The following is a 15,696-nucleotide window of genomic DNA, read 5'->3' as shown; positions in this document are numbered from 1 at the left end:
GGCCCCGGGTTCCTGCGCGGCAACCCAGCGGGCTCAGCCCTGGCTGGGGACGTTGCGCAGGGCCTCGCGCCGCGACAGCCCGGAGATGCCCTGGTGGCCGACGTAGCGGACGATCTCGGCCGGGTCGGTCTTGGCGTACTCGCGCAGGGCCCAGCCGATGGCCTTGCGGGTGAAGAAGTCGATGTCCGGCAGGCTCGGCTCGATGCAGGCGTACAGGAGTCCGAGGTCGGTGCCGGCCTTGAACGAGTTCTGGCAGATGATCGCCGTGCGTCGCTTCCACCGGTCCGGCTTGTGGGCCCATTCCAGCATCAGCGGGCGCATCGTCTCGGGGAACAGCCGCAGCAGCGGCCCGATCCTGTGGACGGCGAGTTCGTCCACGAAGTCCCACCAGGCTCCGGTGACGATCATCTCCTCGTACATGGGCAGCGTGTAGAGGGTCTGCCAGGGCTTGTAGTAGCGAAAGCCGGACAGTTCGATCGCGGCGTACCGCTCCTCGCGGAACTCGGCCTCCCGCCACAGTGCGAGCACGGTCCTGCGCCACTCGGGGGCCGACTCCAGCCGGTGCTCGGCGAAGACCCGCCGCAGGGCGGCACGCCGGGGGACGGCCGTCACCCCGAGGAACGGCATCGCCGATTTCATGTACGCCTGCATGGCGGGGGCACGCGAGGGATCGGCGACCTCGGCGAGCGCGGCCCGCACCTTCTCGACGAGTGTCATGCCGGCTGCGTCTGTCATGCCGGTTGCGTCGTCCGGTCCCCGGTGGCGAGTCCGTCGAACAGCACCCTGATGTAGTGGTCGGCGAGGGCGTCGGTGTCGAGCCGTCCGCCGGGGCGGAACCACCGGACCGCCACCCAGATCCCGTCGCGGATCATGCGGTAGGTGAGCTTGGGGTCGACGTCGGCGCGGAACTGGCCGCTCGCCTGGCCGCGCCTGATCTGCTCCATCCACATGCGCTCGACCTCGTCCTCGGCCCGGACCAGGTAGTCGAAGCGGTCGCCGGGCAGCGAACGGAGGTAGTTCCAGTCGTTCTGCATGACGGTGATGGCCGCGCGGTGCGGTTCGAGTGTGTGGAACCCGATGGAGACCAGCTGGGACAGGGCCGCCCGCGCGTCCGCGGCGTCGGCCAGCGCGGCGCGGTAGCGCGCGATCAGATCCTCGAGGAAGGTGCGGAGCACCTCGTCGACGATCGTCTCCTTGGAGTCGAAGTGGTGGTAGAGGCTCCCGGAGAGGATGCCCGCCTCGTCGGCGATCTCGCGGACCGTGGTGGCCTGGAAGCCCTTGCGGGCGAAGAGTTCGGCGGCGAGCTTCACGAGATGGTCGCGCCGCTCCGACGCCGGGCCGGTCGCGCCGGCCCGCTTCGCTCGTACGGGAGCGGCGGTGGCGCCGGAGTTCTTACGCTGGTTCACGCCGACCATTATGAGCCTTCAAGCAAGCTCTTGCTTGAACGCCCTGACCTTTCCTTAAGGACATAACCGTGCGATCACGGACGACTTCGGCATTCCATCCCTGGTAGGCGGCCGGTATGGCGGGCCCACAGCGTACACGCGACATCACCGGGCCGTCGCCCGGAGGTCTCCCCGGGCGGCCCGCAGGACGGCCGATGGACGGCGGTCAAGGTGCGCGCCGGGCTCGCGGCCTACCGGCGGTCATGGCGGGCGCCGGGCCTCCTCGGGCCACCCGCCGGACGATCGGGGGGCGCCCGGCGCGGCGGGCGCGGGCCCGGTCCGGAATGGGCCATCGTGCGGCCGGGCCTCCCGGGCCGGGGGACGGCCTCGGTGTCGACGATCACAGACCTTCCTCCCAAGGCGGAGCAAGCTGTCGCGTGTCGATCTGTAAAATCCGAGGTCAATAGACTGGCGAATAGGAAAGTTTCCTATTAGATTTCTCGCATGCCAGAGCGCTGCCCAGTGGGCACAGTATGAGACGAAGCCCGGACCTTCTCCGTCTGGCCGAAACGGTCCTCCTCCCCGGCTTCGTGGGAACCGCGGCCCCCGACTGGGTGCGCCGGCGGCTCGCCGACGGACTCGCCGGAGTCGTGCTCTTCTCCCGGAACGTCGACACCCCCGCGCAACTCGCCGACCTCACCTCGGCCCTGCGCGCGGAGAACGACGAGATCCTCATCGGGATCGACGAGGAGGCCGGCGAGGTCACCCGCCTGGAGGCCCGCACCGGCAGCTCCCGCCCGGGGAACTACGCGCTGGGCGTGGTCGACGACGTGGCCCTGACCGAGCAGGTCGCCCGCGACGTCGGGCGCGACCTGCGCGCGGCGGGGGTGAACATCGACTTCGCGCCGGCGGCCGACGTCAACTCCAACCCCGACAACCCGGTGATCGGCCTCCGGTCGTTCGGCGCCGACCCCGCACTGGTCGCCAGGCACACCGCGGCCTGGATCCGCGGCCTGCAGTCCGCCGGAGTGGCCGCCTGCGCCAAGCACTTCCCCGGCCACGGCGACACGTCGGTCGACTCGCACCACAGCATCCCCCGCGTCACCGCCTCGGCGGAGGAACTGGACGAGGTGGAGTTGTGGCCCTTTCGCGCCGCGATCGAGGAGGGCGTCCGCTCGGTCATGACGGGCCACCTGCTCGTGACCGCGTACGACGAGGAGCTCCCCGCCACCCTCAGCCCGAAGATCCTCACCGGCCTCCTCAGGAACCGGCTCGGCTTCGAAGGTCTGATCGTCACCGACGGCATCGAGATGGCCGCGGTGGCCGGGCGCTACGGGCTGGGCGGCGCGAGCGCGCTCGCCATCGCCGCGGGAGCGGACTCCATCTGCGTGGGCGGGGAGAACTCCGACGAGGCCACGGTCGAGCTCATCCGCGACGCCATCGCGGACGCCGTCGTGGAGGGCGCCATGCCCGAAGAGCGGCTGGCCGACGCGGCGGCGCGGGTGCGCAAGCTCGCCTCGTGGCACGCCGCCGAGGCCGAGGCGGAGCTTCCCGACGAGATCGGCCTCGCCGCGGCGCGGCGGGCCGTCAGGGTCACCCGCAGGCCCGGAGGCCCCGCCGTACTGCCCCTGCAGGTGGCCTCCCACGTGGTCGAGCTGGCGCCCGAGACCAACCTGGCCATCGACAAGGGCATGCCGTGGGGGGCGGGCGAGCCGCTGAGCAAGCTGCTGCCCGGCACCACGGTCACCCGGCTGAGCGAGCCGGAGACCATGGACGGAGCCCCCGCCCGCGTGCTCCGCGAGGCTACCGACCGGCCCCTGGTCATCGTCGTGCGCGACGCGCACCGCCACCTCTGGCAGCTGGACTTCGTGGAACGCGTCCTCGCCGCGCGCCCGGACGGCGTGATCGTGGAGATGGGCCTGCCCGGCCGTACGGACCTCGGTGCGGTGCACATCGCCACCCACGGTTCGGCCCGGGTGTGCGGCCAGGCCGCCGCGGAGGTGCTGACCGGTCAGGTGTGACGCCGTTTCTCCCCGCTCGTCCCCGGTCCGTACGATGGTCGCCGACGACGGGGAGATGAGAACTCGATGAAGGTCGCATACGTCACCTGTGACAATCCTGTGGCGCGGTTCGACGACGAGCGGGAGATCCTGCTGGGCGCCTGGCTCGGAGCCGGCATCGAGGGGACGACGCTCGCCTGGGACGACCCCCGGGCCGACTGGTCCTCGTTCGACGCGGTCGTCGTCCGCTCGGCGTGGGACTACGTCGAGCGCCGTGACGACTTCACGGCCTGGGCCCGGCGGGTCGAGCAGGTGACGCGGCTGTTCAATCCGGCGTCCGTGCTCGAGTGGAACACCGACAAGACCTACCTGCGCGGCCTGGGCGTGCCGACCGTGCCGACCCACTGGGCCGAGCCGGGGACGGAGACGGAGCTTCCCCACTGGGACGAGTACGTCGTCAAGCCCGCGATCTCGGCGGGAGCGCGGGACACGGTGCGGACCGCCGACCGCGAGATGGCCGAGGCGCACGTCGCCAAGCTCGTCGGCGCGGGCCGGACGGCCATGGTGCAGCCGTACATCGAGGCGGTCGAGCACGAGGGGGAGCTGTCCCTCCTCTATTTCGGCGGCGAGTTCAGCCACGCCGTGCGGCGCCACCCGATGCTGACCGAGACGGCGATCGACGAGACCAACCGGGCTCGCCTGCGCGATCCCGACGACGACCAGTTCACCCTCGCGGAGCTCGTCTTGAGCAAGGTGGGGGAGCGCCTGCTCTACGCCCGCGTCGACCTCGTCCGCATGCCCGGCGGGGAACCGGTGCTCATGGAGCTCGAGGCGGCCGAGCCGTACCTCTTCCTGCGCTACGAGCTGGACGCGCCGGATCTGTTCGCACGGGTGCTGGCCGACAGCCTCTGATCGCGTCCCCGGGGCGTACGGCTAGGCCAGGGCGAGGCGCACGGCGCCTGCCGGATCGTCGGCGGGGACCGGCCCGGGAACGGCGTTCCCCGCGGAGTCGAGGATCCGCCATCCGCCGAGGGTGATCACGGGAGTGCCGCCGCGACGGGCCAGCGCCAGCTCGGACAGCGTGCCCCACGAGCCGCCGACCACGATGACCGCGTCGGCGGCGCGGACGATGAGGGCGTTGCGCGCCTCACCCATGCCGGTGGGGATCGCGACCGTCAGGTCGCGGCTCGCCCCCGTGCGGTCCCGGCCGGAGAGGATGCCGACGACGACGCCGCCGGCCCTGCGCGCACCCGCGGCGGCCGCGGCCATGACGCCGCCGTAGCCTCCGCACAGGACCACGGCGCCGTGCTCGGCCAGCAGACGGCCCACCTCACGAGCGGCCGCCGCCTCGTCGGGAGTGCAGTCGGCCGGTCCGCACACCGCGACCTGCGTCATGGCGGTCATCCTAGGCGGCGGGACCCCGCCCCGGAGGCGGCTCGCCGCGGCTCAGCCTTGAGTGGAGATCCCGCCGTCGACGGGGATGACCGTGCCGGTGAGGTAGGAGCCGGCGCGGGAGGCCAGAAAGATCGCCGCGCCCGCCATGTCGTCCGGCCGGCCGATCCGTCCGAGCGGCACCGAGTTCTCGACGAGCGACCGCGTGCCCGGGTCGTCGAGGACGAACGCCATCATCTTCGACTCGAACGGGCCCGGTGCGATGGCGTTGACCGTGATCGACTCCGGCGCGAGCCGGTGGGCGAGGTGCCGGGTCAGCATGTGCACGCCCGCCTTGGCCGCCGAGTACGCGTAGTGCTCCATCGCCGAGACGCGGATGCCGTCGATCGAGCCGATGTTGATCACGCGGGCCGGGTCGTCGGCCGACGCGGACGCCCGGAGCAGGGGAAGGAACCGCTGGGTCAGGAAGAAGACGCCCTTGACGTTGATGTTCCAGAGCTTGTCGAAGGCGTGCTCGGGATACTCCTCCAGCGGTGCGCCCCAGCTCGCTCCGGCGTTGTTGACCAGCACGTCGAGCCGGTCCTCGCGGGCCGAAACGGCCTCGACGAGCGTCTCCACGCCCTCGGGTGTCGACAGGTCGGCCTGGACGGCCTGGCATCCGAGCTCGGCCGCCGTGGCCTCGAGCTCGTCCTTCTTGCGCGAGGAGATGTAGACCGTCGCGCCCGCGTCGACGAAACCGGCCGCGATCATCCTGCCGATCCCGCGGGAGCCGCCGGTGACGACGACCGTCTTGCCTTCCACCGAGAACAGAGTCATGCCCGAAGCATACCGACCGGTCGGTCGTGCGTCAGGGCGACCTCAGAGGCGTTCAGAGAGGGCGTCATCGAGATGGCGACGCGTCCTGGCGGGCGTGGGGGACCCGCCAGGACGCGCACCTCCCCGGCGGGAGGCTTCGACCCCGGCGAGGGTTGGGGTCGAAGCCTCGCTTGATCGCGCGGAGTTCAGGGGGGATCAGCCGTCCTCCGACTGCTGCTCCGGCACGCGGTAATGCCTCATGATCAGGCGTGTCGCGCCGTCGGGATCGTCGGACGGATGCGTGACCACCAGATCACCTTCGCTCCACACAAAGCATCCGTTCTTGCACCAGACGGTCAGTTCGGTAGATACCGACAGCACGGACATGCCGTTCCCGTTGCTCTGGTAGGTGTGGGTGAATCCCTGCCGGTGCAGGGCGTAGCGAAGCAAACGTGTCGCCTCGCCGGGATCGCGCCAGGGCAGGTACGGCGTACCCGCGCGGACCGCTAGCACCGGCGCTCACCCCCATTTGATGGATTTGTACCAACGTTTGGATAATGCGCGGCGCAACGGGGTCAGGTCAAGGGGTTGTTCCCCGGCAGACCGAGATCGTCTAGATTTGTTGGAACAAAAGGGTAGATTGAGGAAAGATGGCACGATCATCGCTCTACCAACAGGTGGCCGCCGAAGTGCGCCGGGCCATCTACACGGGTGATCTCGCGCCAGGCGACCAGATACCGACCGAGACCGACCTCATGGAAGCGCACGGCGTCAGCCGCAACACGGTACGGCTGGCACTGGGCGAGCTGGAGAACGAGGGTCTCATCCTCAGGATGCGCCGGCGCGGAACGTTCGTCCGCGAACGCCGGCCTCTTCTCATGCGTCCCCAGGACGAGTTCCTCCCGCTCGACCAGAGTGAGCCCCGTTTCGACTCGTTCGTTCACGCGGTCACCTCGGAGGGCCGCCGGGCCGACCAGAACATCGAGGTCTCGATCGTCAAGCCCCCGGAGGACGTCTCCATCCGTCTCGCCCTGGGCGACGACTCCCTCGCCGTCGTCCGCCGCCGTCTGCGTTTCGTGGACGGCCAGCCGTACAACACGTATGACTCGTATTTCCCGCTCGATCTCGTCGGAGACTCGGAGATCGCGAGGCCGGGGGACATCAAGCGCGGGGCCAACCGCGTGCTGGCGGAGCTCGGACATCACCAGGTCCGGGTTGTAGACGACATTTCCGCACGTATGCCGACTCCGGATGAAGCATTGCAACTTCAGCTGGAACCGGGTACTCCAGTTGTCGTTTATGTCCGAGTTGGTTATGACTCGGGCGATACGCCAGTGCGCGTCGCCGTGTCGGTTCTCCCCGCCGACAAGCACCTGATCAGATACGAGCTGGAACGTCATTGACGAAACACGGATGACCCCTCACGGGAGGGGTCGTCTCTGGCTGTGCGCCCGCCGCGAGCGATCACCGCGCAACGCTCGGGCACCCTGACGCTGCTCACCGCCTTTCGCTGACGCGGCCGCCGTGCGGCGTGCGGCCGTCACTCTTCGTGTTCACATCAACTCGCTCAGCACCGGAAGGACTCACTCATGCCCACGTACACCCTCGGTCTGCCCGCCGAACTCACGCTCCGTCGCGCGACGGCGAGCGATCTCCCCACCGTGCTCACGCTCCTGGCCGAGGCGGCGAAGTGGCTGAACGCCTCCGGGGTTCGGCAGTGGCCGGTCGGAGGCTTCCCGGCCGCGCGGATCGAGCCCCTGATCGACCAGGGCACGATGTACCTGCTGGACGACGGCGTCGATCCCGTCCCCGCCGCGACCATGGCGGTGGACGGCCACGCCGACCCGGAGTTCTGGACGGCGCCCGACCGGCCGCACGACGCCCTTTACGTGCACAAACTCGCCGTCAGCAGGGCCTACGCGGGGCAGGGCCTCGGCGAGATGCTGCTCGACTGGGCGGTCGCGCGCGCCGCCGGGACGGGCCGGCGCTGGCTGCGCCTCGACTGCGCCAAGGACAACGCCCGGTTGCAGGCGTACTACCGCGGGCTCGGGTTCCGTCACGTGCGCACGGTGGACCTGCCGCACCGGGCCTCCGGCGCGCTTTTCGAGCGCCCCGCCCGCGAGGCCGGGTACGGCCACGCCCTTGACATCACGGCTCACAAGGAGTTGATCCAGGTCTGAACAGGGGCGGATGCCGTACGGCGTCCCAAAGGGACCCGATACTGTTCGCATCATGACCGGATCTCTCCTGGAAGTGATCGCGCTGGATGTGCGCGACGCGGTGGCCGCCGAGGAGGGCGGTGCGGACCGCCTGGAGATCGTGGCCGACATGAGCTCCGACGGACTCACCCCCTCGGCGGACACCGTGGCGGCGATCGCCGCGGAGTGCGGCCTGCCGCAGATGGTCATGCTGCGCCGCAACGCGGGTTTCGGCGTGACGCCCGAGGAACTCGACCGGCTGCGCCACGACGTCAAGGAGCTGTCCGAGGCGGGCGCGGCCGGATTCGTCTTCGGGTTCCTCACCGGTGACGGCGTCGTGGACCTGGTCGCCACCGAAGCGCTGATCCACGCCGTCGCGCCGCTGCCGTGGACGTTCCACCGGGCCGTGGACAACGCCGCCGACGTCCGCGCGGCGTGGCGCGCGGTACGGCTCCTGCCCAACCTCGCCACCGTGCTCTCGGCGGGTTCGCCCGACGGAGTGGGGGACGGCCTGGCGGTCTTACGGGCACGGGCGGAGGCGGGAGACGGCCCGCTCGTGCTCGCCGGGGGAGGGCTCAGGACGGAGCACGTGCCCGTGCTGCTCACCTACGGCATCAGGGCCTTCCACGTCGGCAGCGCCGTCCGGGACTCGTGGAGCCTGCCCGTCGACCCGGCCCGCGTCCGCGCGTGGCGGGAACTCGTGGATCTCGCCTGAGATCCGCCGCAGGGCGGGCTCGGGGCGGACGCGGGTCAGGACAGCGCGTGGTCGGCGCGGGCGAGCGCCGCCATCAGGGTCTTGACCGTCGCGGGCTCGTCCAGCACGCCGCCCACCGCGGCACGCTCGTCCTCCCAGGCGGAGATCCGTTCGGCGAAGGCCTCGTAACACTTGTAGTGGAAGGCGTAGACGGTCGCGAACCGGCTGACGAGATGGGACGGATGCATGTCCCAGCCCTGGTAGTAACCGTGCGCCAGCGAGTGGCGCACCAGGGCGGAATGGCGCCGGAGAAGGTCGGCGACGTCCTCGGGGGAGTCGGAGGCCGGAGCCGCCGCCAGCGAACCGTCGGAGAGCTCCACGCCTGTCCCGGCGAGAGCCGTCTGCATGACGTGCCTGGCGTGGTCGCAGGCGGGGTGGTCGAGCCGCTGCTCGTGCGGGGGCAGGCCGATCGAGGCCGTGTAGTCGAAGACGCCGAAGTGCGCCGCGGCCAGCCGTCCGCCCAGTGAGGGGACGAGGTCGGCGGAGCGCTGGAGGAACATCACCGTCTGCGGCGCCTCCACCTGCATCTCGAACCTGAGCGTGCCGCGGCCGAGGCGCAGGGACTCCTCGAGCGCCTCCAGGCACCGGGCGAACTGCCCGAGGTAGGCCTCGACGAGGACCTTGGGGAAGGTCACGGTGAACCCGCCGGGCAGCTCTCCGGTGCGCTTCAGCACTTCGGTCAGGAAACCGTCCAGCGTGCGGAGCGACCGTCGCGGGTCCCCGTCCGCGAAGGACTTGACCCGCGGCCCCCAGCGCCGGGGCAGCACGCCCGCCTCGTACATCGCCGCGATCGCGGCGGCGGCGGTCTCGACGTGGTGGTCCTCCTCATCCCACGGCCGGAAGCCGTAGCCGTCCTCGAAGTCGACGCGCAGGTCCTCGATCGGCTCCGCGGCGAGCTTCTTGCGCAGTCGGTCGTGGACGGGGGTCGCGAGGTCGATGTCGAGATCGAACAGCGAGGCCAGCTCCGCGGGGGCGAAGACGTGCCGGTGCATTAGGTCCATGGCGGCCTGCCGCCATTCGGTCACGGTCCCCGGCGTCACCCGGTCGGCCGGTACGTAGACCGTGTGCACCGGCTGCCAGGCGATCTCCCGGGCGGGATAGCGCTCCGACTGCTCGCGATGAGCCGCGTCGAATCCCTCGAGCAGCCCGTCCGGCCCGGCCAGCGTCGTGTCCATGGTCCCGATCCTCGCAGAGTCCGCCGCGATCAGGGCAGGGCGTCCGGCGCGGGCTGGGCGACCCGCCCGCAGGCGGCGAGCATGGCGGCGCGGCCGACCAGCTTGACGCGCTCGCCCCGCTTCAGCGCCGTGGCCAGCTCGCCCTCCGCGGCCTCGATCGCGAGCCAGTCCCGGTAGGTCAGGGGCGTCACGCCGCGGGCGCTCAGGAGGTCGTCGAGCCGCACGCGGGCCGTCCCGGGCGTCGTCTCGGCGAGCAGCGTTCGGACGGTCTCCGCCGCGTCGGACTTGTTGGTCCCGATGACCCCGGTCGGCCCCCGCTTGAGCCAGCCCGCGACGTACTGCCGGTCCGACACCCTGCCGGCCACGTTGGGCACGGTCATCGTGGAGCTGTCGAAGGGCAGCCCGGCCAGCGGGACACTCTGGTAGCCGACCGATCGCATCACCATGTCGGCGGGGATGGTCTCGAACTCGCCCGTCCCCACGACCCGCCCGTCCTGCAGACGCGTCCGCTCCAGCCGGATGCCCTCGACGTGGGAGACGCCCAGGATCTCGGCCGGGCGCAGCCAGAAGCGCACCTCCAGCCGCCTCGGCCGGTCCGAGGGCACGCGCCCGGACCACGCCTGGAGGACGTCGACGTTCCCCCGGATCTGTCGGGACAGGGGGGTGAGGTCCTCGACCTTCACCTCGTGGGGGAAGGTGAGGACGTCGGCGTTGATCAGCTCGCCGAGCTCACGCAGCTCCTTGAGGGTGAACTTGGCGTGCTCGGGGCCCCTCCTGCCGACCATGTGGATCCGCCGGACCCGCGAGGCCTCCAGGCGCCGCAGGACCTCCTCGGGGACGTCGGTGCCCCGCAGTTCGTCGGCCCCCTTGGCGAGCACCCGGACGACGTCGACCGCGACGTTGCCGACCCCGATGACCACCACGTCCTCGGCGTCGAGGGTGAAGGCGTCGGGCGGCACGTCGGGGTGCCCGCAGTACCAGTTGACGAAGTCGGTCGCGGCGACGCTCCCCGGAAGGTCCTCCCCGGGGACGCCGAGGTGCCTGTCCACCATGGCGCCCGTGCAGTAGACGACGGCGTCGTAGCAGGACAACAGGTCGTCCGCCGACACGTCGGAGCCGAACTCGACGCCGCCGAGGAAACGCACGCCCGGGGCCTCGAGCACGCGGCGGAGATATCCCGCGATCGACTTGATCGAGGTGTGGTCGGGGGCCACGCCGTACCGCACGAGACCGTAGGGGGTCGGCAGGCGCTCGAGCACGTCGATCTCCACAGGCCCCTGGGCCTGCTTGGTCAGCGCTTCCGCCGTGTAGATCCCGGCCGGACCCGATCCGACGACCGCGACGCGCAACGCCATCCTGGCCTCCACTGTGCAGGCGTCCTCCTCATGATTCTCAATCATCGGCACCCCTCCGGGCCAGAACCTGGAGGTGCGATCTGCCCGGCGTCGTGCCCAGCCGGGTCCTCGCGTCCGGAGATTCGTGTCCCGAGGCCCGTTTCCCGGGCTCCCGTGCCGGGCCGCGCGGCCCTGCTCCGCGACCCGGTCGTCACCGGCCGGCGGGGCCATCGAGGCGCGTCACCGGCTGCGGCATCCCCGTGCCGAGGTCCCGCGCGGACACGCTGAAGACCCCGTCGGCGTCGACCGCGAACGTGATCTCGATCTGCGGAAGGCCTCGCGGAGCGGGGACGATCCCGGTCACCTCGTACCTGCCCAGTTCCGCGGCGGAGGCGACACGTCCGTCGTTCCCCTGGAAGACCGCGATCTTGATCGATCTCTGGCCGTCCTCGGCCGTGGTGAAGATCTCCGCCCGTCTCGCGGGGAGCGGCGCGCCGCGCCCGATGACCGGCGTCAGCACGCCGCCCCTGGTCTCGATGCCGATCGAACTGGTCAGACGGTCCGTGGAGGACCGTTCCGCGCCTTCGTCCACGGGTGCCCCCGCCTGGAGGGCGGCGCCGAGGACCACGGACTCGTTCGCGCCGGCACCGACGGGCTCCCTGCCGGTCAGCTCCCTGACCAGTGCGGAGAAGGCGGGCATCCGCGTCGCGCCGCCGACCAGCACCACATGGGTGACGTCGGAGGCCCTCACCCCCGCCTGCGCGGTGACCTGGTGGAAGGGGGCCCTGCAACGATCGAGCAGGTCGGCCGTGATCGCCTCGAACTCGCCCCTGGTCAGGGTCTGGTCCAGAAACAGCGGGAATCCCTGGCGCGACCTCCGGTAGGCCGTGTGCACGCTGGTCTGCGACCTGTCGGAAAGCTCGATCTTGGCTCTCTCCGCCGCCTCCCCGAGGCGCTGGAGAGCCTGCTCGTCTCCGGACAGGTCGACGTCGTGCATGGTCCTGTAGCGCGTCAGAAGCTCGTCGACGAGGCGCCGGTCCCAGTCGTCGCCGCCCAGGCGGGCGTCGCCGGCGGCCGCCCGCACGCTCACGCCGCGGGGGCCGACGTCGAGCAGGGACACGTCGAAGGTGCCGCCGCCGAGGTCGAAGACCAGGACCGTCTGCTGCTTCCTCGCGCTGAGCCGGCTCAGCCGGTGGGCCAGAGCCGCGGAGGCGGGCTCGTTGACGATGCGGAGCACGTTGAGGCCCGCGATCTCACCGGCCTCCCTGGTGGCCTGCCGCCCGGCCTCGCCGAAGCAGACCGGGACGGCGATCACCGCGTCGGTGACCTTCTCGCCCAGGCGGGCCTCGGCGTCCTCCTTGAGCTTGCGCAGGATGAAGGCGCTGATCTCCTGCGGCGTGAACGTCCTGCCGTCGATCTCGGCGGTCCAGCTCGTGCCCATCCGGCGCTTGATCGAACTGACGGTCCTGCCGGGGTTGAGCACGGCCTGCCGCTTGGCGGCCTCGCCGACGAGGACCTCACCGGTCTCGGTGAAGGCGACGACGGACGGTGTGGTCCGCGAGCCCTCCGCGTTGACGATCACACTCGGCGCGCCGCCCCGGAGGACGGAGACGGCGGAGTCGGTGGTTCCCAGGTCGATGCCCACCGCGCGTCGAGTCGCGCGCCGGGTCCGGATCCGCTCGCCCATTCGGCCCTCCTCCGTGCGGCTCTTCGAATGGTGAGACGCACGTGGTGAGTATCACGTCCGACTATGGTCGGGCAATGGGAGGAAATTTCCGCGCAAATAATGCTCCTTTTGAATAAAAGGCGTCAGTCATTTACCTGAGGGAAATGCCTGCCCGCCCTCGGCGACGACCGCAAAGGCCGTTTCGGTCGCGACTTTTCCGTCCAGGCAGGCTGTTTCCCCGGGCCGCCGCGGCCCGCCGTACGGGGGGAGGGCTGAAGGGAGGGCGCGGACGTGCGGTTCGTTCACGTCCACGGCCCGGCGCGGGCCGCACTGGCCGGGAGAGGCTCAGACCACGGGAATTCCTGCCGCGGCCCAAAAGACGGCAACTCCGGGACGAGGCGGCCGATTGATGAAACCCTCCCAGGCATGACGGCACTCCGCGGGGGGCGGGACGAGATCGGGGCGCAGGCGGCCTTCGATCGTGACGACGCCCGGATACCGAACGCACGGCGGTATGAGGCATTAGGCCGCGTCATGGCCGTACTGGCGGGTGAGGCGGAGATGCTCGAGGCCTGCCGCGACCTCGCCTGGTGGCGGGGGAGCGACCACTCCTGGCACATCGAGTGGCGGGACGGGCCGAACGCCTCCGAGGTGGCGGCTCTGCTGGTGGAGCGCGTCCAGGAGCCGGGCTTCGCCGGTTCGCTGGCCGGCCCGGCGGGTCTCGTGACCGCCTCCATGGCGACACTGGACGTGATGGGCGTGAGCTTCGTGTTGCGGGCCGTCGACCCCATCGGGATGACCCGCCTGCGGGCTCGCCCGGGGTTGTGGCGGATGTCGGCGACGCTCGACGGCGCGGTGACGGCGGGCAGGCGCGCCACCCCGCGGCAGCAGTGGGAAGAGCTTCTCGGCGGCTGAGGCCCCGGCCGGGAGAGCGGTCATCCGGCGGAGGCCGGTCCTGGCGGACGGGTGCGGGGGGAGTGCCCGGATCCCGGGCGGCAGCGGGCGGTCGCGGGGGTCGGGATCCCGTTGGACGGGGGCGGTCGCGGGGTCCGGTGAGCGTGACTCGGATGGCCTGCGGCGCGGCGCGCCCCGCGGGACGCTTTTCGAGAGGCGCCGCGCGGCCGGGACTGGATACCCTTGGTGCACGTCGTACTCACGTCGTCTCTCAGACGCCGGTCTCCGCGAGCTACCCGCAGGACGCGGCATGAGAGCTCTCACGAGCAAGGAGTAGCCGTGCTGCTGCGTATGTCGACCCTGTTCCTGCGCACCCTGCGTGAGGATCCGGCGGACGCGGAAGTGCCGAGCCACAAGCTGCTCGTCCGCGCCGGATACGTCCGCAGGGTCGCCCCCGGAATCTATTCCTGGCTGCCGCTCGGCAAGATCGTCCTGGAGAACGTCGCGCGGGTCGTCCGTGAGGAGATGAACCGGATCGGCGCCCAGGAGGTGCTCTTCCCCGCGCTGCTGCCCCGCGACTACTACGAGGCGACCGGCCGGTGGACCGAGTACGGCGACACGCTGTTCCGCCTGAAGGACCGCAAGGGCGCCGACTACCTCCTCGGACCGACTCACGAGGAGATGTTCACCGACATGGTCAAGGGGGAGTACTCCTCCTATAAGGACTATCCGGTGACCCTCTACCAGATCCAGACGAAGTACCGCGACGAGGCCCGTCCCCGGGCCGGCATCCTGCGCGGGCGCGAGTTCGTCATGAAGGACTCCTACTCCTTCGACCTCGACGACGACGGCCTCAAGCGCTCCTACGAGATGCACCGCGAGGCCTACATCCGGATCTTTGAGCGGCTCGGCATCGACTACCGCGTCGTCTTCGCCATGTCGGGCGCCATGGGCGGCTCGGCGTCGGAGGAGTTCCTGGCCAAGGCGCCCACGGGCGAGGACACGTTCGTCGCCTGCCGCAACTGCGACTACGCGGCCAACGCCGAGGCGGTCGTCACCCCCGCGCCGCCCGCCGTCAGGACCGCGCAGCCCGCGATCGAGGTGCTCGACACGCCGAACACGCCCACCATCGAGTCTCTCGTCGACCACGTCAACGAGCATTTCGGCCTCGGGATCACCGCGGCGGACACCTTGAAGAACATCGTGGTCAAGGTCCGCACGCCGGGATCGGACAAGATCGAGACTCTGATCATCGGCGTCCCCGGCGACCGTGAGATCGACTTCAAGCGGCTGGAGGCCTCGCTCTCGCCCGGTGTGCCAGAGATCTTCGAGGCGGAGGACTTCGCCCGCCACCCCGGTCTCGTGCGCGGCTACATCGGCCCGCAGGTTCTCAAGTCGCTCGGCATCCGCTATCTCGTCGACCCCCGCGTGGTCGAGGGCTCGGCGTGGGTCACCGGCGCCAACCAGCCGGGCAAGCACGCCGCCCACGTGGTGGCGGGGCGCGACTTCGAGGCCGACGGCACGATCGAGGCCGCCGAGGTCAGGACCGGGGACGCCTGCCCGCGCTGCGGCCACCCCCTGTCGATCGACCGGGGCATCGAGATCGGCCACATCTTCCAGCTCGGCCGCAAGTACGCCGACGCGGCGGGGCTCGACGCGCTCGGGCCCGACGGCAAGCCGATCCGGATCACCATGGGCTCCTACGGCGTGGGCGTCTCCCGTGCCGTGGCCGTACTGGCCGAGCAGCGGCACGACGAGCTCGGTCTGGTCTGGCCCCGTGAGGTGGCCCCCGCCGACGTGCACATCGTCGGGACCGGCAAGGAGAACCAGATCGAGGTGGCCACCCAGCTCGCCGAGACGCTGGAGGCGCGCGGGCTGCGCGTGCTGGTCGACGACCGTGCCGGGGTGTCGCCGGGCGTGAAGTTCAAGGACGCCGAGCTGCTCGGGCTGCCGACGGTCCTCATCGTCGGCCGCGGGCTCGCCCAGGGCGTCGTGGAGCTGCGCGACCGCGCGGCGGGGACCAAGCAGGAGATCCCGCTCGAGGAGGCCGTGGACCGCGTCCTCGCGGCCGCCCAGGCCTGATCACACCGCCGGCGCGCCGGC

Annotated in this window: 15 protein-coding genes; 7 read left to right on the top strand and 8 right to left on the bottom strand. The window is 70.9% G+C overall.

Translation table 11 applies throughout. The features are described 5' to 3' along the window. Positions 1-33: 33 nt before the first annotated feature. Both Pph01_RS19630 and Pph01_RS19625 read right to left on the bottom strand, forming a co-directional pair. On the bottom strand, positions 34-735 hold the full coding sequence (locus Pph01_RS19630; protein WP_239116846.1) for a DNA alkylation repair protein: 702 nt from the start codon (positions 733-735) through the stop codon (positions 34-36). After that, complete coding sequence (locus Pph01_RS19625) at positions 732-1,415, bottom strand: TetR/AcrR family transcriptional regulator (RefSeq protein ID WP_204074565.1); 684 nt, start codon at positions 1,413-1,415, stop codon at positions 732-734. The genes Pph01_RS19630 and Pph01_RS19625 overlap by 4 nt, the downstream gene beginning before the upstream one ends. 503 nt (positions 1,416-1,918) lie before the next feature. Here Pph01_RS19625 and Pph01_RS19620 point away from each other — a divergent pair. Both Pph01_RS19620 and Pph01_RS19615 read left to right on the top strand, forming a co-directional pair. Beyond that, a complete protein-coding gene (locus Pph01_RS19620; protein WP_204074564.1) occupies positions 1,919-3,406 on the top strand; it encodes a glycoside hydrolase family 3 protein in 1,488 nt (495 codons plus the stop codon). A gap of 66 nt (positions 3,407-3,472) precedes the next feature. Next, a complete protein-coding gene (locus Pph01_RS19615) occupies positions 3,473-4,297 on the top strand; it encodes an ATP-grasp domain-containing protein (protein WP_204074563.1) in 825 nt (274 codons plus the stop codon). Positions 4,298-4,318: 21 nt separating this feature from the next. Here Pph01_RS19615 and Pph01_RS19610 read toward each other — a convergent pair whose 3' ends face one another. The 3 genes from Pph01_RS19610 to Pph01_RS19600 form a co-directional block, all read right to left on the bottom strand. Continuing rightward, entirely contained in the window at positions 4,319-4,780 is a 462-nt protein-coding gene (locus Pph01_RS19610) for a TIGR00725 family protein (protein ID WP_204074562.1), read from the bottom strand. A gap of 51 nt (positions 4,781-4,831) precedes the next feature. Next, positions 4,832-5,593, bottom strand: coding sequence for a glucose 1-dehydrogenase (locus Pph01_RS19605; RefSeq protein WP_204074561.1), 762 nt, complete (start codon positions 5,591-5,593; stop codon positions 4,832-4,834). A gap of 195 nt (positions 5,594-5,788) precedes the next feature. Continuing rightward, complete coding sequence (locus Pph01_RS19600) at positions 5,789-6,085, bottom strand: hypothetical protein (protein WP_203882788.1); 297 nt, start codon at positions 6,083-6,085, stop codon at positions 5,789-5,791. A gap of 137 nt (positions 6,086-6,222) precedes the next feature. On the opposite strand from Pph01_RS19600, the gene Pph01_RS19595 reads away from it, so the two are divergent. From Pph01_RS19595 to Pph01_RS19585, 3 genes are all read left to right on the top strand, one after another. Next, positions 6,223-6,975 (top strand): GntR family transcriptional regulator, encoded by a 753-nt coding sequence (locus tag Pph01_RS19595; protein ID WP_204074560.1) that lies wholly within the window; start codon positions 6,223-6,225, stop codon positions 6,973-6,975. A gap of 186 nt (positions 6,976-7,161) precedes the next feature. Then, complete coding sequence (locus Pph01_RS19590) at positions 7,162-7,752, top strand: GNAT family N-acetyltransferase (protein WP_204074559.1); 591 nt, start codon at positions 7,162-7,164, stop codon at positions 7,750-7,752. Positions 7,753-7,804: 52 nt separating this feature from the next. Next, on the top strand, positions 7,805-8,485 hold the full coding sequence (locus tag Pph01_RS19585) for a copper homeostasis protein CutC (protein WP_204074558.1): 681 nt from the start codon (positions 7,805-7,807) through the stop codon (positions 8,483-8,485). A gap of 35 nt (positions 8,486-8,520) precedes the next feature. Here Pph01_RS19585 and Pph01_RS19580 read toward each other — a convergent pair whose 3' ends face one another. The 3 genes from Pph01_RS19580 to Pph01_RS19570 all read right to left on the bottom strand — a co-directional run bounded on the left by Pph01_RS19580 (position 8,521) and on the right by Pph01_RS19570 (position 12,720). Next, complete coding sequence (locus Pph01_RS19580) at positions 8,521-9,699, bottom strand: DUF6986 family protein (protein ID WP_204074557.1); 1,179 nt, start codon at positions 9,697-9,699, stop codon at positions 8,521-8,523. 29 nt (positions 9,700-9,728) lie between these two features. Further along, complete coding sequence (locus tag Pph01_RS19575) at positions 9,729-11,099, bottom strand: FAD-dependent oxidoreductase (protein WP_239116844.1); 1,371 nt, start codon at positions 11,097-11,099, stop codon at positions 9,729-9,731. Positions 11,100-11,244: 145 nt separating this feature from the next. Next, positions 11,245-12,720: an Hsp70 family protein gene (locus tag Pph01_RS19570; protein WP_204074556.1), complete on the bottom strand. Its 1,476-nt coding sequence runs from the start codon at positions 12,718-12,720 to the stop codon at positions 11,245-11,247. A gap of 405 nt (positions 12,721-13,125) precedes the next feature. Here Pph01_RS19570 and Pph01_RS19565 point away from each other — a divergent pair, with 405 nt between their 5' ends. Continuing rightward, on the top strand, positions 13,126-13,614 hold the full coding sequence (locus Pph01_RS19565; protein ID WP_239116843.1) for a hypothetical protein: 489 nt from the start codon (positions 13,126-13,128) through the stop codon (positions 13,612-13,614). Between the two features lie 318 nt (positions 13,615-13,932). After that, complete coding sequence (locus Pph01_RS19560; protein ID WP_204074555.1) at positions 13,933-15,675, top strand: proline--tRNA ligase; 1,743 nt, start codon at positions 13,933-13,935, stop codon at positions 15,673-15,675. The last annotated feature ends 21 nt before the right edge of the window (positions 15,676-15,696 follow it).

Source organism: Planotetraspora phitsanulokensis (assembly GCF_016863295.1).
GTDB lineage: Bacteria > Actinomycetota > Actinomycetes > Streptosporangiales > Streptosporangiaceae > Planotetraspora > Planotetraspora phitsanulokensis.
The sequence above is the reverse complement of the archived record's forward strand: the minus strand, read 5'-3'. Positions and strand labels throughout refer to the sequence as shown.

Bases quoted from the DNA above. Each gene is read 5' to 3' on its own strand.
- Pph01_RS19630 (WP_239116846.1), bottom strand. From the start codon at position 735: ATGACAGACGCAGCCGGCATGACACTCGTCGAGAAGGTGCGGGCCGCG.
- Pph01_RS19625 (WP_204074565.1), bottom strand. From the start codon at position 1,415: ATGGTCGGCGTGAACCAGCGTAAGAACTCCGGCGCCACCGCCGCTCCC.
- Pph01_RS19620 (WP_204074564.1), top strand. From the start codon at position 1,919: ATGAGACGAAGCCCGGACCTTCTCCGTCTGGCCGAAACGGTCCTCCTC.
- Pph01_RS19615 (WP_204074563.1), top strand. From the start codon at position 3,473: ATGAAGGTCGCATACGTCACCTGTGACAATCCTGTGGCGCGGTTCGAC.
- Pph01_RS19610 (WP_204074562.1), bottom strand. From the start codon at position 4,780: ATGACGCAGGTCGCGGTGTGCGGACCGGCCGACTGCACTCCCGACGAG.
- Pph01_RS19605 (WP_204074561.1), bottom strand. From the start codon at position 5,593: ATGACTCTGTTCTCGGTGGAAGGCAAGACGGTCGTCGTCACCGGCGGC.
- Pph01_RS19595 (WP_204074560.1), top strand. From the start codon at position 6,223: ATGGCACGATCATCGCTCTACCAACAGGTGGCCGCCGAAGTGCGCCGG.
- Pph01_RS19590 (WP_204074559.1), top strand. From the start codon at position 7,162: ATGCCCACGTACACCCTCGGTCTGCCCGCCGAACTCACGCTCCGTCGC.
- Pph01_RS19585 (WP_204074558.1), top strand. From the start codon at position 7,805: ATGACCGGATCTCTCCTGGAAGTGATCGCGCTGGATGTGCGCGACGCG.
- Pph01_RS19580 (WP_204074557.1), bottom strand. From the start codon at position 9,699: ATGGACACGACGCTGGCCGGGCCGGACGGGCTGCTCGAGGGATTCGAC.
- Pph01_RS19575 (WP_239116844.1), bottom strand. From the start codon at position 11,099: ATGATTGAGAATCATGAGGAGGACGCCTGCACAGTGGAGGCCAGGATG.
- Pph01_RS19570 (WP_204074556.1), bottom strand. From the start codon at position 12,720: ATGGGCGAGCGGATCCGGACCCGGCGCGCGACTCGACGCGCGGTGGGC.
- Pph01_RS19565 (WP_239116843.1), top strand. From the start codon at position 13,126: ATGACGGCACTCCGCGGGGGGCGGGACGAGATCGGGGCGCAGGCGGCC.